The sequence below is a fragment of the Curvibacter sp. PAE-UM genome (genome assembly GCF_001432305.1).
Classification (GTDB): Bacteria; Pseudomonadota; Gammaproteobacteria; order Burkholderiales; family Burkholderiaceae_C; genus Hylemonella.
The window spans coordinates 1,758,438-1,780,605 of sequence record NZ_KQ483358.1 but is presented as its reverse complement, the minus strand read 5'-3'; the positions used below and the strand labels follow the sequence as shown (position 1 = coordinate 1,780,605).

Sequence of the window (22,168 nt, the reverse complement as noted above, 5' to 3'; positions counted from 1 at the left end):
AGGGGGGGAGGGCGGCGGCCGCGGCGTTGGCAGCCGCGTCGATATCGGCCGGGGTCGATGCTGTCAGGGTGCCCAGCACCTCGCCGGTGCGTGCGTTGTAGGAAGAAAAGTGGGTGCTCATATTTATCTCGGGAAATCAGCGCACCATGCAGGGACGCTTGTTGTCGAACTTCCAGCCGGGGATCAGGTACTGCATGGCCGTGGCGTCGTCGCGCGAACCCAGGCCGTGCTGCAGATAGAGCTGGTGCGCTTTCTCGACCTCGGCCATGTCGAGTTCCACACCCAGGCCGGGTTTCCTGGGCACCTGCACGTGGCCGCCCACGATCTGCAGCGGTTCCTTCGTAAGGCGCTGGCCGTCCTGCCAGATCCAGTGCGTGTCGATGGCCGTGACCTTGCCGGGCGCGGCCGCGCCCACGTGCGTGAACATGGCCAGCGAGACGTCGAAGTGGTTGTTGGAGTGCGAGCCCCAGGTCAGGCCCCAGTCACGGCAGGTCTGGGCCACGCGCACGGAGCCGGCCATGGTCCAGAAATGCGGATCGGCCAGCGGGATGTCCACGCTCTGCAGCGAGAGCGCGTGCGTGAGCTGGCGCCAGTCGGTGGCCACCATATTGGTCGCAGTGGGCAGGCCCGTGGCACGGCGGAATTCGGCCATGACCTCGCGGCCTGAAAAGCCGTCTTCGGCACCGCAGGGGTCTTCGGCGTAAGCCACCACACCGCGCATGCGCTGGCCCAGGCGGATCGCGTCCTTGAGCAGCCAGCCGCCATTGGGGTCCAGGGTCACACGCGCTTGCGGGAAACGCTCGTGCAGCGCGGTCACAGCGTCGACTTCTTCGTCGCCGCGCAGCACACCGCCCTTGAGCTTGAAATCGTTGAAGCCGTATTTCTCGCGCACCGCTTCGGCCAGGCGCACCACGGCCTCGGGCGTCATGGCCTCTTCGTGGCGCAGGCGGAACCAGTCGTTGTCGGCGCCCGGCTCACTCGCGTACGGCAGATCGGTCTTCCTGCGATCGCCGACGAAAAAGAGGTACCCCAGCATCTCCACCGCATCACGCTGCTGGCCTTCGCCGAGCAAGGCAGCCACAGGCACATCCAGATGCTGGCCCAGCAAGTCCAGCAGGGCCGACTCGACGGCCGTCACGGCGTGGATGGTGGTGCGCAAATCAAACGTCTGCAGGCCACGGCCACCGGCATCGCGGTCGGCAAACTGCTGCTGCACCTGCTGCAGCACGCGCTGATGGGCGCCGATGGGCTGGCCCACGACGAGCGCGCGTGCGTCTTCCAGGGTCTGGCGGATCTTCTCGCCGCCGGGCACCTCGCCCACGCCGGTGTGGCCCGAGCTATCGCGCAGGATCAGCAGGTTGCGCGTGAAAAATGGCGCATGGGCGCCGCTGAGGTTGAGCAGCATGCCGTCACGGCCGGCAACGGGGATGACGCGCAGTTCGGTGACGAGGGGGGTCGAGACGTTGGGCATGGGCTGGAGCGTAAAACAAAAAAAGGAACCCGCCCCTGACCATGGTCGTCGGGAGCGGGTGCTGGGCCGGGCTCAGTTGGCCGTGATCTTGCGGCTGGAGATCAGGTTCTTCCAGCGGGCGAATTCGGCGGCCTGGAAGGCGGTGAACTGCGCAGGCGTGTTGGCCACGATCTCAAAGCCGAGGTCCAGCAGCTTGGGCTTGACGGACGGATCGTTCAGGGCCGCGACGATGGCCGCGTGCAACTTGACCTTGATGTCAGCCGGCAGACCCTTGGGCGCGGCGATGGCCTGCCAGGAGTAGACGTTGGCTTCCTTGATGCCGAGTTCTTCCAGCGTGGGCACGTTGGGCAGCAGGGGCGAGCGCTGGGCGCTGGTGATGGACAGGGCGCGCAGCTTGCCGGCCAGGATCTGCGGCATGGCGGTGTTGATGTTCATGAAGGAGGAATCGACCTGGCCGCCCAGCAGATCAGTCATCACCGGACCGCCGCCACGGTAGGGCACGTGCACACCGCTGGTGCCGGTCTGCTGCCAGTACAGCTCGGCCGTCAGGTGGTCACTGCTGCCGTTGCCCGAGGAGGCGAAGGTCATCTTGCCGGGGTTGGCCTTCTGGTAGGCGATCACCTCAGCCATGGTCTTGTGCGGCGAAGCGGCCGGCACCACCAGCACATTGGGGGCCTGCACGGCCACCGTGATGTAGTCGAAATCGGTGAGCGCGTTGTAAGGCACCGAGGTCAGCAGGTGCGGCGCGATCACGAAGGGGCCGAGCGAGGACACGAAAAGCATGTGGCCATCGGGGGCCGCACGCGTGACGATGCCGGCGCCGATGGTGCCGGTCGCGCCGGCCTTGTTGTCGACGATGAAGCTGCCGCCCAGCTTCTCCTGCAGCTTGGGCGCCAGGGTGCGGGCGATCAGGTCGGTCGAGCCGCCCGGCGGGAAGGGCACGAGCAGCGTGACGGGCTTGTCGGGCCAGGCCCAGGCGCTGCAGGTGGCAGCGGTCAGTACCAGCAGGGACAGAAACTTTTTCATGGGGGTCTCCTTCGTTGTGATGGGGAACGGATTTACTGCGGGCCCAGCTTCTTGATCAGCGCGGCCAATTCTTCCATCTCGGCCGCTTTCAGGTCGGTCAGCGGCGCGCGCACGGGGCCGGCATCGTGGCCGACCAGCTTGGCGCCGGCCTTGACGATGCTCACGGCATACCCCTGGCCCTTGTTGCGGATCTGCAGGTAGGGCATGAAGAAATCACGCAGCAGGCGGTGCTGCGTGGCCATGTCGTCCTTGGCCACCGCGTGATAGAAGTCCATCGCGGTCTTGGGGATGAAATTGAACACCGCCGAGGAATACACCGGCGTGCCCAGGGCCTTGTAGGCCGCGGCATAGACCTCGGCCGTGGGCAGGCCGCCCAGGTAGGCGAAACGGTCGCCCATCTTCATGTAGACGGAGGACATGAGTTCGATGTCACCGATACCGTCCTTGAAGCCGATCAGGTTGGGGCAGCGATCGGCCAGGATGGCCAAGGATTCGGGCGTGAGGCGGCAGACGTTGCGGTTGTAGACGATGACACCGAACTTCACGCTCCTGCAGATCTGCTCAACGTGGGCGATCAGGCCTTCCTGGCCAGCTTCGGTCAGGTAATGCGGCAGCAGCAGGATGCCGTGGGCACCGGCGCGCTCGGCTTCCTGCGCGCACTGGATGGCAAAACGCGTGGGGCCGCCGGCGCCCGCGATGATGGGCACCTTGCCGCGGCAGGTGTCCACGGCCGTCTTGATGACACGGGCGTATTCCTCACCCGTCAGCGAGAAGAATTCGCCGGTGCCGCCGGCCGCGAACAAGGCGCTGGCGCCGTAGGGGGCCAGCCATTCCAGGCGGGCGGCGTAACCCTTGGGGTTGAAGTTTTCCTGCGTATCGAAGTCGGTCAGCGGGAAGGACAGCAGTCCGCTGGACATGATGGTTTTGAGTTCTTGGGGGTGCATGAGGAGTCTCCGAAGGTCATGGCCCAAAAGATCTGCTCGACCTTTTGTTGTCAGTCATCATACAACATAGAGCCGTCTTGTCAAAGACCCTTTCGGCCCTCAGACCCCGGAAAAGACCAGGAAAGTTACTTGCCGGCCTGGTCGGCCGACAGCACGGCCGCACGGCGACGGCGCTCCCGGCTGTTGGCCAGGTGGGTGCGCATGGCCGCGCGGGCCGCATCCGAATCCCGGTTGCTTATGGCATCGAAGATGTTCTCGTGCTCGGCATTGGCACGCAGCAGGTAGCTGCGCTGGGCCTCGCTGACGCCCTCGGCCGCCCCCAGACGGGCGCGCGGAATGATCATGGCGCCAAGGGTGCTCATCAGCTCGGCGAAGTGGGGGTTCTGCGTGGCGCGCGCCACTTCCTGGTGGAACTGGAAGTCGGGGCCCACGGCATCGCGCCCCTCGGCCAGGGCGGCAGCGAAGGCATCGAGCGCCGAGCGCATTTCCGCCAGGTTGCGCTCGGTGCGGCGCGCCGCGGCCAGGGCGGCGGCCTCGGTCTCCAGGCCGATGCGCAGCTCCAGCACGGCGATCACGTCATGCAGGGTGGCGATCTGTTCCGGGGCAATGCGGAAAGCCGCACCATCCCCCAGGCCCACGACAAAGGTACCGATGCCGTGGCGCGTCTCCACCAGGCCCGAGGCCTGCAGCTTGGAGATGGCCTCGCGCACCACGGTGCGGCTCACGCCGAACTCTTCCATGATGGCGGCCTCGGTCGGCAACTTGTCGCCGGGAACGATGCGGCCGTCGCGGATCCGGTCGCCCAGGGAATCGACGAGTTCCAGCGCCAGCGTGCGGGGCCGGCGACGGGTGGGCAAGGGAAAACTAGAGCTCATCAGGGTTTACCCCAGGTGTTTTGAGATTGACAAGAGCGGCTCGCATCAAGGAAGATAGTTGTATGACAACTGATGACAAAAAGCAAGTCATAACAACACTGTAGCCGATCCACCCCAGCACCTGCCCCAAGATTTTCATGCCGACCGCCCACGCCACCCCTCTTCGTTTCAGCCGACTCCTGCTCACCGGCGCCGCCGGTGGCCTGGGCCGGGAACTGCGCTCACGCCTCAAGGCCTACTGTGATGTGCTGCGCCTGTCGGACATCGCGGAACTGGGCCAGGCCGGCCCCGGCGAAGAGGTCATGCCCGCGGCCCTGGAAGACAAAGGCGCCGTGGATGCCCTGCTCAAAGGCGTCGATGCGGTGGTGCACCTGGGCGGCATCTCGACCGAGTTTTCCTTCGAACAGATCCTGCCTGCCAACATCCTGGGCACCTACCATGTGTACGAAGGCGCGCGCCGCCACGGCGCCAGGCGCATCGTCTTCGCCAGCTCCAACCATGTGACGGGCTTCTACCGCCAGGACGAGGTGATCGACTCCGAGGTGCGCATGCGCCCCGACAGCTATTACGGCCTGTCCAAGGCCTTCGGCGAGAACCTGGCCCAGTTCTACTGGGACCGCTACGGCATCGAGACCGTCTCCCTGCGCATCGGCTCCTCCTTCCCCGAACCCAAAGACCGGCGCATGCTGGCCAGCTGGATGAGCTACGACGATCTGGAGCGCCTGGTGATGTCCGCCCTGACCGCGCCCATCGTCGGTCACAGCATCGTCTACGGCATCAGCGACAACGCCACGGCCTGGTATGACAACAGCACGGCCCGCCACATCGGCTACCGCCCGCAGGACAGCTCGGAGCGCTTCCGCGCCGCGGTCGAAGCCCGCCAGCCCCGCATCGATGGTACGGACCCCGTCGCCATCTACCAGGGCGGCGGCTTCGTCAAGCAAGGCCCTTTCGAAAACTGATTTCCCCTCGCCCCGTTTCAACCACCCAGGAGACAAAACCATGAAAATTCGCCGCACCCTCCTCGCGCTGGCCCTCGCCGCCACGCTACCGCTGGCCGCCCAGGCCCAGACCCTCAAGGCCAGCGACACCCACCCCGCCGGTTACCCCACCGTCGTGGCCGTCGAGATGATGGGCAAAAAACTGGAAGCCGCCACCAACGGCCGCATCAAGGTGCAGATGTTCCCCGGCGCCGTGCTCGGCCAGGAAAAGGAAGTGGTTGAGCAGACACAGCTGGGTGCCATCCAGATCGCGCGTATCTCGCTGGGTGTCATCGGCCCGGTGGTGCCCGAAGTCAACGTCTTCAACATGCCCTTCGTCTTCCGCGACATCCCGCACATGCGCAAGGTGATCGACGGCGCCGTCGGTGACGAACTGATGGCCAAGGTCAGCGCCAGCCCCGCCAAGCTGGTGGCGCTGGGCTGGATGGACGGCGGCAGCCGCAGCCTGTACACCAAGAAGCCGGTGCGCAGCCCCGCCGACCTCAAGGGCCAGAAGATCCGCATGATGGGCAACCCGCTCTTCGTCGACACCATGAACGCCATGGGCGGCAACGGCATCGCCATGGGCTACGGCGAGGTCTTCTCCGCGCTGCAGACCGGCGTGATCGACGGCGCCGAGAACAACCCGCCATCCATGTTCACCAGCAACCACTACTCGGCCGGCGCCAAGTACTACACCCAGACCAACCACCTGATCATCCCCGAGATCCTGGTGATGTCCAAGGTGTCGTTCGACAAGCTCAGCGCCGCCGACCAGGCGCTGGTGAAGAAGCTGGGCCGCGAAGCGCAGCTGGACCAGCGTGTGCTGTGGGACAAGAGCGTGGAGGAACACTCCGCCAAGCTCAAGGCCGCCGGTGTCGAGTTCATCAACATCGACAACAAGCCCTTCTTTGAAGCCACGGCCCCCGTGCGTGCCAAGTACGGCGCCAACTACGCCGACCTGCTGAAGAAGATCGCCGCCGTGAACTGATTCCCTCCCGGAATCCCCAGACAGGCCGCCGCCCTGTGCGGCGGCTTTTTTGTTTACCTCTGAGCCACTCCCGATGCAAGAACGCTTCCACGCCTTGAACGATGTCCTGTACCTGGCCTGCCTGTGGGTGGCCGGCATCGCGATCACCGTCATGTCCCTGATCATCCCCTGGGGCATCTTCACACGCTACGTGCTGGGCACCGGCTCGCAGTGGCCCGAACCTGTCTCCATCCTGCTGATGGTGGTCTTCACCTTCCTCGGCGCCGCCGTGAGCTATCGCGCCGGCGCGCATATTGCCGTGGCCATGGTCACGGATCGTCTGCCGCAAAGCCTCAAGCGCCCGCTGGCCGGCTTCGTGCACCTGATGATGCTGAGCGTGGCACTGTTCATGCTGTATTACGGCACCCGGCTGTGCCTGGCCACCTGGGGCCAGAACATCGGTGAACTGCCTTTCATTCCGGTCGGCCTGACCTACACGCCCGTGCCCATCGGCGGGCTGATCACGGCCCTCTTTGTCATCGAACACATCAGCTGCGGCAGCCAGGCTGAGCGCGCTATCGTCACCTACGACCGGGAAGGAAACACCTGATGGACGCCCTCATTCTGCTCGGGACCTTCTTCGGCCTGATGATCATCGGCATGCCCGTGGCCTACGCCATGGGTCTGGCCGCACTCGTCGGCGCCTGGTGGATCGACATCCCTCTGGACGCGGTCATGATCCAGATCGCCGCCGGGGTCAACAAGTTCTCCCTGCTCGCCATCCCCTTCTTCGTGCTGGCCGGCGCCATCATGGCCGAAGGCGGCATGAGCCGCCGCCTGGTCGCCTTCGCCGAGGTGCTGGTGGGTTTCATCCGCGGCGGCCTGTCGCTGGTGAACATCCTGGCCTCCACCTTCTTCGGCGCCATCTCGGGCTCGTCCATGGCCGACACGGCCTCGATCGGCTCGGTGCTGATCCCGGAGATGGAGAAGAAGGGCTACCCGCGCGACTTCGCGACCGCCGTGACGGTCAGCGGCAGCGTGCAGGCGATCCTGATCCCGCCCAGCCACAACGCCGTGATCTACTCGCTGGCGGCGGGCGGCTCGGTGAGCATTGCCGCGCTCTTCCTGGCCGGTGTGCTGCCGGGTCTGTTGCTGGGTCTGACGCTGGCCATCATGTGCCTGTTCATCGCCCGCAAGCGCAACTTCCCGGCCGGCCGCCGCATCCCCCTGCGCGAGGCCCTGAAGATCTGCGTGGACGCACTCTGGGGCCTGATGACCATGGTCATCATCCTGGGCGGCATCCTGACCGGCGTGTTCACGGCCACCGAGTCCGCATCGATCGCGGTGCTCTGGGCCTTTTTCGTCACGATGTGCATCTACCGCGACTACAAATGGCGCGACCTGCCCAAGCTGGTGCACCGCACGGTCAAGACCCTGACCATCGTGATGATCCTGATCGGTTTCGCCGCGTCTTTCGGTTATGTCATGACGCTGATGATGATCCCGCAGCAGATCACCGCAGCGATCACCAGCCTGTCGTCCAACCAGACCGTCGTGCTGCTGCTGATCAACGTGCTGCTGCTGGCCCTGGGCACGCTGATGGACATGGCGCCGCTGATCCTGATCATGACGCCCATCCTGATGCCGGTCATCCTGAGCATCGGCATCGACCCGGTGCACTTCGGCATGATCATGATGGTGAACCTGGGCATCGGCCTGCTCACCCCGCCGGTGGGTGGTGTGCTTTTCGTCGGCAGCGCCGTGGCCCGGCTGCCGATCGAAAAGGTCGTCAAGGCCATGACACCGTTTTTCATCGCGCTGCTGCTCGTGCTGGGCATGGTGACCTTCATCCCCGCCATCAGCCTGTGGCTGCCCAACCTGCTGCTGAAGTGAACCCGCGGCAATGATGATCAGCGCACCGGCCTCGCCATGAGCACCTCGCACGCCATCCGGCACGTCCGCATCACGCCCATCGCCTTCCGCGATCCGCCGCTGCTCAATGCGGCGGGCATCCACGAGCCCTGGGCGCTGCGCTCCATCATCGAAATCGAGACCGCCTCGGGTCTGGTCGGCATCAACGAAAGCTACGGCGACCTGCCCATGCTGCAGGCGCTGGCCAAGGCCGCACCCGCGCTGCAGGGCCTGTCGCCCTGGGCCCTGAACGAGATGGAAACACGCGTGGCGGCGCTGGTCACGCCACCGGCCCAGACCCCCTCGGAATTCCTGACCCAGCAGGTCTCGCTGGCACCCGGCACCCATGTGTCCAAGACCGTGGCCAAGGTCGTCAGCGCCTTCGAGGTGGCGATGATGGACCTGCAAGGCCAGCTCGCCAACGCGTCCGTGGTCGATCTGCTGGGCGGTGCGGCGCGCGACCGCGTACCCTACTCGGCCTACCTGTTCTACAAGTACGCCGAACACATCGAGAAGCCTTACGCCCCGGATCCCTGGGGGGAGGCGCTCACGCCTGCACAGCTCGTCGCACAGGCGCAGCGCATGATCGAGCAGTACGGCTTTCAGAGCATCAAGCTCAAGGCCGGCGCGCTGCTACCCGGAGAGGAGGCCGCCGGCATCCTGGCGCTGGCCCAAGCCTTCCCCGGCACGCCGCTGCGCATCGACCCCAACGCCAACTGGAGCGTGACCACCAGCCTGAAGATCCTGCAGCAGCTGCGTGGTGTGCTGGAGTATTACGAAGACCCGGCCCCCGGCCTGGACGGCATGGCCGCCGTGGCGCGCGAATGTGAGGTGCCCCTGGCCACCAATATGGTCGTGACCGACTTCGCCGAATTCCGCCGCAACGCGGACATGGGTTGTCCCGTCAGGATCGTGCTCAGCGACCACCACTACTGGGGCGGCCTGCGCGCCACACAAAGGCTGTCCACCCTGTGCCGCACCTTCGGCCTGGGCCTGTCCATGCACAGCAACTCGCACCTCGGCATCAGCCTGGTGGCCATGACCCACCTCTGCGCCAGCGTGCCGCTGCTGACCTATGCCTGCGACACCCACTACCCCTGGCAGGACGAGGAAGTGATTCAGGGCGGCCGCCTGAAGTTCGAAAACGGCAGCCTGCGCGTGCCCACCGGCCCCGGCCTGGGTGTGACCCTGGACCGCACCGCCCTGGCCCGTCTGCACGACAACTATCTGCGCTGCGGCATCCGCAACCGCAATGACCTGGCGCAGATGCAGAAGTACGACCCGGCTTTCACGGGCATCCAGCCCCGCTACTGAATACCTTCGGTTCAACCCAGGAGACCCCCATGCAACGCCCCTCGCTGATCCGTCGCTCCCTCGCTGCCAGCGCCCTGCTGCTGGGCGGGGCCCTCGCCACGTCCCAACCCGCCATCGCGCAAGGCAGCTGGCCCACGGGCAAGGCCATCACCTACCTGGTGCCCTTTGCACCCGGTGGCAATACCGACACCCTGGCGCGTCTGATCGCCCAGCCCCTGGGCACGGCGCTGGGTACGCCGGTCGTCATCGACAACAAGGGCGGCGCGGGCGGCAGCGTGGGTTCGGCCATCGCCGCGCGTGCGCCCGCCGACGGCTACACCATCATGGGCGGCACCATCAGCTCACATGCCATCAATGTGAGCCTGTACGCCAAGATCGACTACGACCCCATCAAGTCCTTTGTGCCCGTGGCCATGCTGGGCTCGGGCCCGCTGGTGCTGGTGGTCCCCGCCTCCAGCCCCTACAAGACACTCAACGACGTGCTCGCTGGCAGCAAGGCCAAAACGGGCGGCCTGTCCTCGGCCTCGCCAGGCACCGGCACCTCGCCGCACATGGCGCTGGAACTGCTGGCCTACCAGTCGGGTGTGAAATTCACGCACGTGCCCTACAAGGGCAGCGGTCCGGCCGTGCAGGACGTGATCGGCGGCCAGGTGGACATGATGTTCGACACCGTGCTGATCGTCGGCCCCCACATCCAGTCCGGCAAGCTGCGCCCCATCGCCGTGAGCAGCTCCAGGCGCCTGGAGTCGCTGCCCGACGTGCCCACCATCGCGGAGGCCGGCCAGAAAGGCTTTGACATGGGTTCCTGGCAGGCCGTGTTCGCGCCGGCGGGCACACCCCAACCCATTGTCGATCGCCTGCACGCGGAGATCATGAAGATCGTCGCCACGCCTGAGGTCCAGGCGCGCCTGAAGGGCTTCGGCATGGTGCCCTCCAGCATGACGCCCGCCGAGCTCGGCGCCTACCAGAAAGCGGAGGTCGCCAAGTGGGCCCAGGTGATCAAGGCAGCGGGCATCAAGGCCGATTGATCGTCACGGATGCAACTGTCTCCCACTTCTTCAGTAATCAAGCCATGAGCCCGCTGGCCACCGTCTATGTGTCCAACGCCGACAGCCGCGAGATCAGCGTGCTGGAACTGGACAAGCGCGCAGGCACCCTGCGCGCCCTCCAGACCCTGCCGGTCGGCGGCATGGCCATGCCCCTGGCGCTGAGCCCCGACCAGAAGAAACTCTACGTGGCCCTGCGCTCCGAGCCCTACACGGCTGCGGCCTTCACCATCGACGGCGCCACGGGTCAGCTCAGCCCCCTGGCCAGCGCGGCCTTACCCGACAGCATGGCCTGGATCGCCACCGACCGCAGCGGGCGCTGGTTGCTGGCCGCCTCCTATGGCGGCCACCGCGCCAGCATCTCGCCCATCGGTGTCGACGGCAAGCCCGCCGCTTCAGTGCAGGTCATCGCCAACGGCAAGAACGCGCACGCGGCCGTTCCCGCTCGCGACAACCGCCACGTCTACATCACCAGCCTTGGAACTGATGAAATTTTCCAGTGGCGTTTCGACGCGACCACCGGTCAGCTCACGCCCAACGTTCCGCCAGCCATGGCAGCACGCCCGGGCAGCGGCCCGCGCCACCTGGTGCTGCACCCGAACGGCCGCCACGCCTACGTGCTGGGCGAACTGGACGCCAGCGTCGAGCTGCTGGACATTGACCAGCAGAAAGGCCTGCTGAGCCGTAAGCAACACTGGTCCACGCTGCCCGCCGGTTTCACGGGCAAGGCCTGGGCCGCCGACCTGCACCTCACCCCCGACGGCCGTTTCCTCTACACCTGCGAACGCAACTCCAGCACCCTGGCCATCTGGCGCGTTGAGCCCGACAGTGGCATGCTCACACTGGTGGGCCACCAGCCCACCGAGCAGCAACCCCGTGGTTTCCGGATCGACGCCTCGGGCCAGTGGCTGATCGCGGCCGGCCAGCTCTCGCATTCCGTCACGTTGTACGGTATCGACCGCGACAGCGGCCGCCTGACCCCCACCCACCGGCTCCCCGTGGGCAAGGGACCGAACTGGATCGAGATCGTCGATCGCCCCTGATTCTTTGAGTATGAACGCGCACCCCATCATCATCCGCATGCAGGCCACGGACAACGTGGCCATCGTCGCCAACGAAGGCGGCCTGCCCGCCGGAACCGCCCTGCCCGACGAGGGCATCACCTTGCGCGACAAGGTGCCGCAAGCGCACAAGGTCGCGCTGGTCGACATCGCGGCCGGTGCCGCGGTGATCCGCTACGGCGTGCCCATCGGTTACGCCAGGACGGCCATCGCCGCGGGCAGCTGGGTGCACGAGCGCCTGCTGGACATGCCGGCCGCGCGCGAGCTGCAGGGCCTGCCCATGGCCACGGTCAAGCCGGCCCCGCTGCCGCCGCTGGAGGGCTACACCTTCGAGGGTTACCGCAATGCCGACGGCTCGGTGGGCACGCGCAATCTGCTGGCCATCACCACCACGGTGCAGTGCGTGGCCGGTGTCGTCGAGATCGCGGTCGAGCGCATCCGCAAGGAACTGCTGCCCAAGTATCCCAACGTCGACGGCGTCGTGGGCCTGGAACACACCTACGGCTGCGGCGTGGCCATCGACGCACCCGAGGCGCCCATCCCGATCCGCACGCTGCGCAACATCAGCCTCAATCCCAACTTCGGTGGTGAGGTCATGGTGGTGAGCCTGGGCTGCGAGAAGCTGCAGCCCGAGCGCCTGCTGCCCCCGGGCAGCATCCCCATCGCCGACAAGCGGGGAGAAGAGCCGGCCCTGGACGTGGTCTGCCTGCAGGACAGCGCGCACGTGGGTTTCATGAGCATGATCGATGCGATCCTGGCCACCGCCCAGGTGCACCTGGAACGCCTCAACGCGCGCCGCCGCGAGACCGTGCCCGCCAGCGAGCTGGTGGTCGGCGTGCAGTGCGGCGGCAGCGACGCCTTCAGCGGCGTCACCGCCAACCCGGCCGTGGGTTATATGGCCGACCTGCTGGTGCGCGCCGGTGCCACCATCATGTTCAGCGAGAACACCGAGGTACGCGACGCCGTGGAGCAGCTCACCAGCCGTGCCGCCACGCCCGAGGTGGCCGAAGCCATCGTGCGCGAACTGGGCTGGTACGACCAGTACCTGGAACGCGGCCGTGTGGACCGCGCCGCCAACACCACACCGGGCAACAAGGCCGGCGGCCTCTCGAACATCGTCGAGAAGGCCATGGGCTCCATCATCAAGAGCGGCACCGCCCCCATCGCCCACGTGCTCTCGCCCGGCAACAAGCTGGCCCGTGAACAACGCGGCCTGGTCTACGCCGCCACGCCCGCCAGCGACTTCATCTGCGGCACGCTGCAGCTGGCCGCGGGCATGAACCTGCACGTCTTCACCACCGGCCGCGGCACGCCCTACGGCCTGGCCGAGTGCCCGGTGATCAAGGTGGCCACGCGCACCGAACTGGCCCGCCGCTGGCACGACCTCATGGACGTGAACGCCGGCCGTGTGGCCGACGGCGAGCTGAGCATCGAGGAGGCCGGCTGGGAACTCTTCCGCCTGCTGCTCGACGTGGCCAGTGGCAAGAAGAAGACCTGGGCCGAGCAGTGGAAGCTGCACAACGCGCTGGTGCTCTTCAACCCGGCCCCGGTCACTTGAAAACTGAACCATTGATCACAAACAAGGAGACTCCCATGCTGTCCACCTTCCGCAAGACCTGGCTAGCCGCGCTGTTCGCGGCCCTGAGCCTGGGCGCCGCCGCCCAGAGCGGCACCATCAAGATCGTCGTGCCCTATCCGCCCGGCGGCTCCTCGGACATCATCGCGCGCTCGATCAGCCAGCCCCTGTCGGACCTGCTCAAGCAGACCGTGATCGTGGAAAACCGTGCCGGTGCCAACGGCAACCTCGGCGCCGACATGGTGGCGAAATCCAAGGCCGACGGCCTGACCCTGTTGCTGTGCGACACCGGCGCCCTGGCCATCAGCCCCTCGATCTACAAGCTGCCTTTCGATCCGTCCAAGGACCTGCGCGGCGTGACCATGCTGGCCTATTCGCCGCACATGCTGGTGGTGCATCCTTCAGTGCCGGCCAACAACCTGCAGGAACTGGTGGCCCTGTCCAAGAAGACGCAGCTCAACTTTGCCGTCACCGCCATGGGCAGCGCGCCGCATCTCGCGGGCGTGTCCGTGCAACGCGGCAGCGGGGCCGACTGGGCCTTCATCCCCTACAAGGGCGGCGTGCAGGCCGTGACCGACACCATCGCCGGCCAGACCCAGGTCACCATGAACGGCATGCTGGCCACCCTGCCCCATGTGCAGAGCGGCAAGCTCAAGGTGCTGGGCATCTCCAAGGCCACACGCATGCCCCTGGTGGCCAACATGCCCACGCTGGCCGAGCAAGGCCTCAAGGGCTTTGAATCGGGCACCTGGCAAGGGGTGCTGGTGCCCGCCGGCACGCCCAAGGCCGTGGTGGACAAGCTCAACGCCGCCCTGATCCAGGTCATCCGCAGCCCCGAAGTGCGCAGCCGCCTGACCGCCCAGGGCGCCGAGGTCGTGACCATGAGCCCCGACGAGCAGGACAAGTTCTTCAAGCAGGAACGCGCCCGCTGGTTGACCGTGGTCAACGAGGCCAAGATCAAGCTCGACTGAGATCACCCCCAGCCGAGGCGGCGTGGTCAGAGCGCCGCGGGTCGGCTGAAGCCGCCGGTTTCCGGCGCCGCACTGAGGCCGGCATTGAAGATGCGATAGCACTTGCGGCCAGCCGACTTGGCCTCGTAGAGCGCTGCGTCCGCGGCCTGCAGCAGCGCTTCACCGGTGTCGCCGTCCTGCGGCCCCATGGCAATGCCGATGCTGCCGCCGGCGGACACCTTCTCCTGGCCGATCATCATCGGCTGCAGCAAGGCGTTCAGCACCTTGTCGGCGATCAGCGCGGCCGTCTCCGGGTTATCGACCTCCTCGGCCAGCACGACAAACTCGTCGCCGCCCAGCCGCGCCACCGTGTCGATGGTACGGATGGCCCCGGTGATGCGGCGCGCCATCTCACGCAGGAAAAGATCCCCGGTGGCGTGCCCCATCACGTCGTTGATGCGCTTGAAGTTGTCCAGGTCGATGAACATCACCGCCACCGACTTCTTGCGGCGCAGGGCGTTGCGGATCGCATGGTCGAGCCGCTCATGGAAAAGCAGGCGGTTGGGCAGGCCGGTCAGCGTGTCGTGGGTGGCCTTGTCGCGCAGCTCCAGGGCCACGTTCTCGCGGCGGGTGACGTCGTAGATCATGCCGTACCAGCCGACCACGCGCGCGGAGTCGGCCGCCTGGCGGGGCACCAGCGTGACTTCCACGGTGCACCAGACGCCGTCCGGCGCCATCCTGCGCATGCTGAACTCGACCACGTCACCCCGCAGCACGGCGGACTGGTAGGTCGTGAAGTCACGCACCGTGCCACCACCCAGCAGCTCGACCATGGGTGTGCCCAGCAGGGCCTGCGCGGGTTTGCCGAAGAACAGGGCCAGGCGCTGGTTGACGTAAAGGCAGCGGCCCTGCACATCGCACTCGAAGACCAGGCCCGGCAGGTGATCGGCCAGGAGACGCAGGTCGGTTTCCCGGGCCCGCGCGGCCTGCAGGTCCAGCTGGTTCTGGCTGTGGAGCTGTCGCATCCCGGCATAACGCTCGAGAAAGGCCCGCAGCAGGACCAGGGTCATCACCATGGTCACCGCCATGACGACCAGCAGGGTCACGGCGGCGGATATCACCGACCCCGGCCCCGCGTGGGCGAGCAGGCCCATGGCCTGCGCCGCGGCCAGCGCCACGACGACCACGCAACTCAGGACAAACAGGGTGACGCCGTAGCCCACGCCCAGGGCCCACGCCGAAAAGACCAGCAGGACCGGGTAGGCCAGGAGATAGGGGCTCGACAGACCCGGGCCGATGAAACCGAGCAGGGTGACCGCCAGCCAGCCGCCCAGGACCAGCAGGCGCAGGGCCCGCAAGCCGCCCCAGACACGTGAGGACCGGCCCACGAGCAACTCCGGGTATTCCTCCACGGGTGCGCGCCAGACAGGAAACTCTCCGGGTCGGCCTGTAGTCATGTTCTCCCTTTGCCCTTGACGGGTGCTGCGCCGCATATTAGCGTGCAGCATCCGCACTGTCACCCGGAAGACGCCCTGGAACGCGCTGTGGTTACAACTTGCCGGCAAGGCCGGTGAGACCTCTCAGGTCCCGGGCGGCGAGCCACCGGCCTGCCGCTCGTCCCGAAGGTTCGGCTCCTCGCGCAACAACCGCCAGCCCAGCCACATGCTGACCAGCGCATTGCCGAGCAGGAAGATCAGCACCAGGCCCAGCCCCAGGGTGTTGAGGGGCTTGCTCTGGACGATCCACGAGAGCATGGCCGACAGCCCGTTGAGCGCCATGATCATCCAGAACAGCGGATGGCGCGGCTGAAACAGGCGCGACCACTTCATCGGCCCTTGGGTGCTCATCGCTTCAGCTCCCGGCCACCTTCATGCGGTTGACCAGGATGGAGCCCACGGTCTTGGCACCGTAGTTGTAGGCATCGGCCCCCACGGCCGTGATGCCCATCAGCATGTCCTTCATGTTCCCGGCGATGGTGATCTCCTCCACCGGGTAGGCGATGCGGCCCTTCTCGACCCAGAAACCGCTGGCGCCACGCGAGTAGTCGCCGGTCACGTAGTTCACGCCCTGGCCCATCAGCTCGGTCACGAAGAGGCCGGTGCCCAGCTTTTTCAGCATGGCGTCCAGGTCGTCGCCCGCCTTGGTCAGGCGCGAACTCAGGATCAGATTGTGCGAGCCGCCGGCGTTGCCGGTGGTTTTCATGCCCAGCTTGCGCGCCGAATAGCTGCTCAGGAAATAACCCTGCACGCGGCCGGCGTTGATGACCGAGCGCGGCTGGACCCGCACGCCTTCTTCGTCGAAGGGCGAGCTGCCCTTGCCGCGCAGCAGGAAGGGATCTTCCAGCAGGTCGATGTGCGCCGGCAGCACCTGCTGGCCCAGCGAGTCCAGCAGGAAGGAGCTCTTGCGGTACAGGGCCCCGCCGCTCAGGGCCTGCACCAGCGCCCCCAGCAGGCCGGCGGCCAGCGGTGACTCGAACAGCACGGGCACTTCGCGGGTGCTGATCTTGCGCGACTTCAGGCGGCTGAGCGCGCGCTCGGCGGCATACCGGCCGATGGCTTCGGGCAGGGCCAGGTCTTCCGGGTGGCGGTGCGAGCTGTACCAGTAGTCGCGCTGCATGCCGGCGCCCTTGCCGGCAATCGGCGAGACCGAGATCGAATGGCGCGAGCTGGGGTAACCCCCGCGGAAACCGCGCGTGTGGGCGCTGAAGAAATGCGACTGCTGGGCCGACACTGCGGCACCTTCGCTGTTCGTGATGCGTTTGTCGGTCTTGAAGGCCGCAGCCTCGGTGACGCGTGCCAGCTCGGCGGCCTGCGCGCTGTCGATGCTCCAGGGGTGGAACAGGTCCAGCTCGCGCTGCGTGTCGGCGTGCGAGGCAATGTCTTCGGCGTCGGGCAGACCGGCCATCGGGTCTTCGGCCGTGAAGCGGGCGATGTCGTAGGCCGCCTGCACGGTCTGCTCGATGGCGGCGCGCGAGAAATCGGAGGTGCTGGCATTGCCGCGGCGCTGGCCCAGGTAGACGGTCACGCCGAGCGACTTGTCGCGGTTGCGCTCCACGTTCTCCAGCTCGCCCTTGCGCACCGAGACGCTCAGGCCGCAGCCCTCGGAGGCCTCGGCACCCGCGTCGGTGGCGCCGAGCTTTTTGGCGTGGGACAGCGCGGCGTCCACGAGTTCTTCGAAGTAGGCGCGGCTGTAGCTGAAGCCGCTTTCGGCACGGGGATCGGGTTTATTCATGGCAAGGCTATGATACTTGCCCGTGTACGCAGGCATTGCGGCATAACGAATTCACCCCACTCATGTCCCGCAAACCCAAAAAAGGCTATTACGTCAAAGGCCAGTTCGTCGCCGAAGGCAGCGAACTCGACCTGGAGCTCAAGCGTGAGCTCCGGGGCGACACCGACGTCAGCCGCACCGACCTCAAGCGCGAGAGCACCGAGCTGCAGAAACTCGGCGAGTCCCTGCTGAACCTGCGCGCCGACCTGCGGACCAAGCTGGAACTGCCGGACAAGCTGCTGGAAGCCCTGGCCGAGGCCAAGCGCATCACCAATTTCGAGGGCAAACGCCGCCAGATGCAGTTCGTCGGCAAGCTCATGCGCCAGCTCGACCCCGCCGTGCTGGACGCCGCGCGCGCCGCCCTGGTCGAGCAGCACATGCCCTCGGCCCGCGAGACCGCCCTGCTGCACACGGCCGAACAGTGGCGCGACCGCCTGATCGCCGACGACGAGGCCGTAGCCGCCTGGGTCAGCGACTTTCCGCAGACCGACACCCAGCAGCTGCGCGCCCTGGTGCGCCAGGCCCGCAAGGACGCCATCCCCGCAGACAAGGCCGCCGTGTCGCAGGGCCTGGCCCCGCGCCAGGGCCGCGCCTACCGCGAGGTCTTCCAGCTGGTGCGTGAACTGCTCGCCTCGGTCGATGCCGAAGCCGGAGAAGACGATGAGTGATCCCACCTGCGATGCCGTCAAGATCGGCATCGTCTCCATCAGCGACCGCGCTTCCACTGGCGTCTATGAAGACAAGGGCCTGCCCGCCCTGCAGGACTGGCTGACACGCGCGTTGAAGAACCCCATCAGCTTCGAGCCGCGCCTGATCCCCGACGAGCAGGCCCGCATCAGCGCCACCCTGATCGAGCTGGTGAACGCCGGCTGCTCCCTGGTGCTCACCACGGGCGGCACCGGCCCGGCCCTGCGCGACGTCACGCCCGAAGCCACGCTGGCCGTGGCGCACAAGGAGATGCCGGGTTTTGGCGAACAGATGCGCCAGATCAGCCTGAAGTTCGTGCCGACTGCCATCCTCTCGCGCCAGGTGGCCGTGATCCGCGACAAGAGCCTGATCATCAACCTGCCCGGGCAACCGAAGTCCATCCAGGAGACGCTGGAAGGCCTGAAGGACGCCGAGGGGAAATCCATCATGGCCGGCATCTTTGCCGCCGTGCCCTACTGCGTGGACCTGATCGGCGGCCCCTACATGGAAACGAACGACGAAGTCTGCAAGGCCTTCCGTCCCAAGTCGGCCATCCGCGCCCCCAAGACCGCCTGAGCCCGGCCCGAGCGAGTCCGCCGTGCCCCTGTCGCACCTCCTGCTCGCGCTGGCCGTGGTCGCGGTCTGGGGCACCAACTTCGTCGTCATCAAGTTCGGCCTGACCGAGCTGCCGCCGCTGCTGCTGGCGACCCTGCGTTTTGTGCTCAGTGCCCTGCCCTGGCTGCTTTTCATCAAGCGCCCGGCCGTGGCCTGGCGCTACTTGGTGAGCTACGGGGTGTTCATCGGTTTCATGTTCGGCCTGCTGTTCCTGGCCATGCGCAACGATGTGTCGCCCGGCCTGGCCTCGCTGCTGATGCAGTCGCAGGTTTTCATGACGTTGCTGCTGGTGGCCTGGCTGCAGCACGAGCGCATGCCGCGTGTGCAGTTCGGCGGCCTGGCCCTGGCCACCCTGGGTTTTGCGCTGATCGCCTGGCAGAGCTTCCACCAGACCCACACCGACGTCACGCCGCTGGGCCTGGGTCTGGCCCTGGGCGGTGCCCTGTGCTGGGCCTGCGGCAACGTGCTCGCGCGCAGCATCGGCAAGGTCGACATGCTGGGGTTCATGGTCTGGAGTTCGGTCTTTGCCGTACCGCCCCTGCTGGTGCTGAGCCTGTGGTTCGAAGGGCCGGCTGCCATCACCGAGGCCCTGCCGCGCGCCAGCCTCGCGGCCTGGGCGGCCATCGTCTGGCAGGCGGTGGGCAACACCCTGTTCGGCTTCGGTGCCTGGGGCTGGCTGCTGGCGCGCCACCCGGCCGCCACCATCACGCCCATGGCCCTGCTGATCCCGGTCTTCGGCATGGGCAGTTCGGCCCTGCTGCTGGGTGAGCCCCTGCAGGCCTGGAAGCTGGGCGCCGCGGCGCTGGTGATGGGCGGGCTGGTCGTCAACGTGCTGGGCGCACGCGTGACCGGAAAAGCCTGAAGCAGCGGCTTACTTGCCGACCAGCTGGTTGAGCTTGTCTTTTTCGAAGTTCTCTTCGCGCGCGGCGTCACCGGGCACGCAATCGGACATCGGTTTGCCCGAGGACAGCTTCTCGATGGCCTGCCACAGCAGGGCGATCTGGTGCTCCTGCGAGGAGGCGTTGTCGATCAGGCCCTTCATGGCCTGGCCCAGTGGATCGTCATCCAGCGTGATGCCGTAGGCCGTGAACTTGTTCTGCGGCGCGGTCACGTCGGCGCTTTCGCCGGCCCTGGACGGGATGATGCGCGCCGGGATGCCCACGGCCGTGGCGCCGGCCGGCACCGGCTTGATCACCACCGCATTGCTGCCGATCTTGGCGCCGTCACCCACCTCGAAGCCACCCAGCACCTTGGCGCCCGCGCTGACCACCACGTCGCGGCCCAGCGTCGGGTGGCGCTTGGTGCCCTTGTAGAGCGATGTGCCGCCCAGCGTGACGCCGTGGTAGATGGTGCAGCCGTCGCCCACCTCGGCGGTCTCGCCGATCACCACGCCCATGCCGTGATCGATGAACACACGCTGACCGATCTTGGCGCCGGGATGGATCTCGATGCCCGTCAGCCAGCGGCCGATGTGCGAGATGAAACGCCCCAACCACTTCAGGCCGTGGGTCCAGCACCAGTGGCCCCAACGGTGCATCACGATGGCATGCAGGCCGGGGTAGCAGGTCAGCACCTCCCAGGCGCTGCGGGCAGCCGGGTCGCGGTCGAGGATGCACTGGATGTCGGAGCGGAGGCGGGCAAACATATGGCTAGTCTAGCGCTTGGCCTTGTCGGCCGTCTCCAGCATGGCCTTGGCGACACCTCTGAGGATATGGATTTCCTCCTGCGTCAGGTCGGCGCGGTTGAACAGGCTGTTGAGGCGCGGCATCAGTTTCTTGGGCGCCTCGGGGTCCAGAAAATTCACGGCCACCAGGGCTTGCTCCAGGTGCGTCAGCATCCCGGCCACCATGGGGGCGTCGGCCCGCACCACCGGGGCTGTGGCTTCCTGCACGGGAAACCCGCCCAGCGCGAGGCGCCATTCATAGGCAATGACCTGCAGGGCCGAGGCCAGGTTCAGCGAGCCGAACTTCGGGTTGGTCGGGATGCTCAGGGCCACGTGGCAGCGGTAGACGTCCTCGTTGCGCATGCCGAAGCGCTCGGAGCCGAAGAGGAAGGCCACGCCCTGCGCACCCGACTCCGGCGTGGCCGACTGCACCAGCTGGGCGAAGTACTCGCGCGGCGCGCGCGTGGGCGGGCCGAAGTCACGCGGCGTCATGGCAGTGGCGCACAGGTGGGTCATGCCGTCGAGCGCCTCGTCCAGGGTCTCGACGATGCGGGCGTTCTCCAGCACGTCCAGCGCCCCGCTGGCGCGCTGGATGGTTTCCTCGCGCCGCAGCACATTGGCCCAGCGCGGCGCCACCAGCACCAGCTCGTCGAAACCCATGACCTTGATGGCGCGCGCGGCGGCACCCACATTGCCGGCGTGGCTGGTCTGGATCAGCACGAAACGGGTACGAAATGCGGGTGTTTGGGGGCTGGTTGGCATGGAAAACGGGCACTGCGGGTAAAATCTGGCCCTATTGTCGCCGCCCGCATCGCCGGACCGGCTTTCCCGCTCTTCAGCTTCCAGGGCAGCGCCACCGGCTACGCCCCCAACGCCTCACAATTTATGTCGTCCCCCAATCTGCACCCCATGCTCAACGTGGCCATCAAGGCCGCCCGCGCCGCCGGCGCCATCATCAACCGCGCTGCGCTCGACGTCGAGGCCGTGCGTGTCTCGCAGAAGCAGGTGAACGACTTTGTGACCGAGGTGGACCACGCCAGCGAAGAGACCATCATCGAGACCCTGCTCACCGCCTACCCGGGCCACGCCATCTGGGGCGAGGAGACCGGTCGCACGCGCGGCGCCCAGGATTCGGACCACGTCTGGATCATCGACCCGCTGGACGGCACCACCAATTTCATCCACGGCTTCCCGGTCTATTGCGTCAGCATCGCGCTGGCGGTCCGGGGCAAGGTCGAGCAGGCCGTCATCTATGACCCCTCGCGCAACGACCTCTTCACGGCCACCAAGGGCCGCGGCGCCTACATGAACGAGCGCCGCATCCGCGTGAGCAAGCGCACCATGCTCTCGCAGTGCCTGATCTCTACCGGTTTCCCCTTCCGCCAGGGCGACAACTTCCCGGCCTACCTGGCCATGATGAGCGACGTCATGCAGCGCACCGCCGGCCTGCGCCGCCCGGGCGCAGCCGCGCTGGACCTGGCCTATGTGGCCGCCGGTTTCACCGATGGTTTCTTCGAGACCGGCCTGAGCCCCTGGGACGTGGCCGCGGGTTCGTTGCTGGTCACCGAGGCCGGTGGCCTGGTGGGCAACTTCACCGGGGAGTCCGACTTCCTGGAACAGAAGGAATGCCTGGCCGGCGCCCCGCGCATCTACGGCCAGCTGGTACCCCTGCTGCACAAGTACAGCAAGTTCGCCGGCGCCGGCGAAAAAGCCGAAGCGCGCCAGAACGCCGACAAGCTCAGCCTGTCGTCGGGTAACGGGAACGGCAACGGCGACGAGCGCGATCAGGGCGCTTTCGAATAATCCGCC

At 66.8% G+C, this 22,168-nt stretch carries 22 protein-coding genes; 13 read left to right on the top strand and 9 right to left on the bottom strand.

The genetic code is table 11. From position 1 onward, the window contains the following. Positions 1–136: 136 nt before the first annotated feature. From gudD to AO057_RS08655, 4 genes are all read right to left on the bottom strand, one after another. Positions 137–1,471, bottom strand: a complete 1,335-nt coding sequence (gudD, locus tag AO057_RS08670; protein WP_057675250.1) for a glucarate dehydratase — start codon at positions 1,469–1,471, stop codon at positions 137–139. A gap of 72 nt (positions 1,472–1,543) precedes the next feature. Further along, on the bottom strand, positions 1,544–2,497 hold the full coding sequence (locus tag AO057_RS08665) for a Bug family tripartite tricarboxylate transporter substrate binding protein (RefSeq protein ID WP_057675249.1): 954 nt from the start codon (positions 2,495–2,497) through the stop codon (positions 1,544–1,546). 32 nt (positions 2,498–2,529) lie between these two features. Beyond that, positions 2,530–3,441, bottom strand: a complete 912-nt coding sequence (gene kdgD, locus AO057_RS08660; RefSeq protein ID WP_057675248.1) for a 5-dehydro-4-deoxyglucarate dehydratase — start codon at positions 3,439–3,441, stop codon at positions 2,530–2,532. A 125-nt stretch (positions 3,442–3,566) separates the two neighbouring features. Continuing rightward, positions 3,567–4,316: a FadR/GntR family transcriptional regulator gene (locus tag AO057_RS08655; RefSeq protein ID WP_057675247.1), complete on the bottom strand. Its 750-nt coding sequence runs from the start codon at positions 4,314–4,316 to the stop codon at positions 3,567–3,569. A 137-nt stretch (positions 4,317–4,453) separates the two neighbouring features. On the opposite strand from AO057_RS08655, the gene AO057_RS08650 reads away from it, so the two are divergent. From AO057_RS08650 to AO057_RS08610, 9 genes are all read left to right on the top strand, one after another. Further along, entirely contained in the window at positions 4,454–5,278 is an 825-nt protein-coding gene (locus AO057_RS08650) for an NAD-dependent epimerase/dehydratase family protein (protein WP_057675246.1), read from the top strand. 40 nt (positions 5,279–5,318) lie between these two features. Then, positions 5,319–6,287, top strand: a complete 969-nt coding sequence (locus tag AO057_RS08645) for a TRAP transporter substrate-binding protein (protein ID WP_057675245.1) — start codon at positions 5,319–5,321, stop codon at positions 6,285–6,287. 94 nt (positions 6,288–6,381) lie between these two features. Beyond that, entirely contained in the window at positions 6,382–6,876 is a 495-nt protein-coding gene (locus tag AO057_RS08640) for a TRAP transporter small permease (protein WP_240480755.1), read from the top strand. Then, a complete protein-coding gene (locus tag AO057_RS08635) occupies positions 6,876–8,159 on the top strand; it encodes a TRAP transporter large permease (protein WP_057675243.1) in 1,284 nt (427 codons plus the stop codon). The genes AO057_RS08640 and AO057_RS08635 overlap by 1 nt, the downstream gene beginning before the upstream one ends. Before the next feature lie 36 nt (positions 8,160–8,195). After that, positions 8,196–9,491: a glucarate dehydratase family protein gene (locus tag AO057_RS08630; RefSeq protein WP_057675242.1), complete on the top strand. Its 1,296-nt coding sequence runs from the start codon at positions 8,196–8,198 to the stop codon at positions 9,489–9,491. Between the two features lie 29 nt (positions 9,492–9,520). After that, positions 9,521–10,519 carry a Bug family tripartite tricarboxylate transporter substrate binding protein gene (locus AO057_RS08625; RefSeq protein ID WP_057675241.1) on the top strand — a complete coding sequence of 333 codons (999 nt, stop codon included), beginning with the start codon at positions 9,521–9,523 and terminating at the stop codon, positions 10,517–10,519. 44 nt (positions 10,520–10,563) lie between these two features. Further along, positions 10,564–11,580, top strand: coding sequence for a lactonase family protein (locus tag AO057_RS08620; RefSeq protein ID WP_057675240.1), 1,017 nt, complete (start codon positions 10,564–10,566; stop codon positions 11,578–11,580). 10 nt (positions 11,581–11,590) lie between these two features. Then, the gene (garD, locus tag AO057_RS08615) at positions 11,591–13,156 is read left to right on the top strand and encodes a galactarate dehydratase (protein WP_057675239.1); all 1,566 of its coding nucleotides are present in this window, start codon (positions 11,591–11,593) and stop codon (positions 13,154–13,156) included. Positions 13,157–13,191: 35 nt separating this feature from the next. Beyond that, positions 13,192–14,145, top strand: a complete 954-nt coding sequence (locus AO057_RS08610) for a Bug family tripartite tricarboxylate transporter substrate binding protein (protein WP_082605482.1) — start codon at positions 13,192–13,194, stop codon at positions 14,143–14,145. A 26-nt stretch (positions 14,146–14,171) separates the two neighbouring features. On the opposite strand, the gene AO057_RS08605 is transcribed toward AO057_RS08610, so the two are convergent. The 3 genes from AO057_RS08605 to pmbA form a co-directional block, all read right to left on the bottom strand. After that, entirely contained in the window at positions 14,172–15,581 is a 1,410-nt protein-coding gene (locus AO057_RS08605) for a GGDEF domain-containing protein (RefSeq protein ID WP_168163363.1), read from the bottom strand. 123 nt (positions 15,582–15,704) lie between these two features. Further along, the gene (locus AO057_RS08600; protein ID WP_240480754.1) at positions 15,705–15,971 is read right to left on the bottom strand and encodes a hypothetical protein; all 267 of its coding nucleotides are present in this window, start codon (positions 15,969–15,971) and stop codon (positions 15,705–15,707) included. Positions 15,972–15,975: 4 nt separating this feature from the next. Continuing rightward, positions 15,976–17,355 (bottom strand): metalloprotease PmbA, encoded by a 1,380-nt coding sequence (gene pmbA, locus AO057_RS08595; RefSeq protein ID WP_057675236.1) that lies wholly within the window; start codon positions 17,353–17,355, stop codon positions 15,976–15,978. A gap of 62 nt (positions 17,356–17,417) precedes the next feature. On the opposite strand from pmbA, the gene yjgA reads away from it, so the two are divergent. The 3 genes from yjgA to AO057_RS08580 are packed head-to-tail and all read left to right on the top strand — an operon-like array spanning position 17,418 to position 19,558. Then, positions 17,418–18,062: a ribosome biogenesis factor YjgA gene (gene yjgA / locus AO057_RS08590; protein WP_057675235.1), complete on the top strand. Its 645-nt coding sequence runs from the start codon at positions 17,418–17,420 to the stop codon at positions 18,060–18,062. Beyond that, positions 18,055–18,657, top strand: a complete 603-nt coding sequence (gene mog / locus AO057_RS08585) for a molybdopterin adenylyltransferase (protein ID WP_057675234.1) — start codon at positions 18,055–18,057, stop codon at positions 18,655–18,657. The genes yjgA and mog overlap by 8 nt, the downstream gene beginning before the upstream one ends. A 22-nt stretch (positions 18,658–18,679) precedes the next feature. Beyond that, positions 18,680–19,558, top strand: a complete 879-nt coding sequence (locus AO057_RS08580) for an EamA family transporter (RefSeq protein ID WP_057675233.1) — start codon at positions 18,680–18,682, stop codon at positions 19,556–19,558. Between the two features lie 9 nt (positions 19,559–19,567). Here the strand turns inward: AO057_RS08580 and cysE are convergent, their stop codons facing one another. Both cysE and AO057_RS08570 read right to left on the bottom strand, forming a co-directional pair. Continuing rightward, positions 19,568–20,341 (bottom strand): serine O-acetyltransferase, encoded by a 774-nt coding sequence (gene cysE, locus AO057_RS08575; protein WP_057675232.1) that lies wholly within the window; start codon positions 20,339–20,341, stop codon positions 19,568–19,570. Positions 20,342–20,350: 9 nt separating this feature from the next. Beyond that, positions 20,351–21,121: an RNA methyltransferase gene (locus tag AO057_RS08570; RefSeq protein ID WP_057675231.1), complete on the bottom strand. Its 771-nt coding sequence runs from the start codon at positions 21,119–21,121 to the stop codon at positions 20,351–20,353. 123 nt (positions 21,122–21,244) lie between these two features. On the opposite strand from AO057_RS08570, the gene AO057_RS08565 reads away from it, so the two are divergent. After that, positions 21,245–22,162, top strand: a complete 918-nt coding sequence (locus AO057_RS08565; protein ID WP_057675230.1) for an inositol monophosphatase family protein — start codon at positions 21,245–21,247, stop codon at positions 22,160–22,162. Positions 22,163–22,168 lie beyond the last annotated feature (6 nt).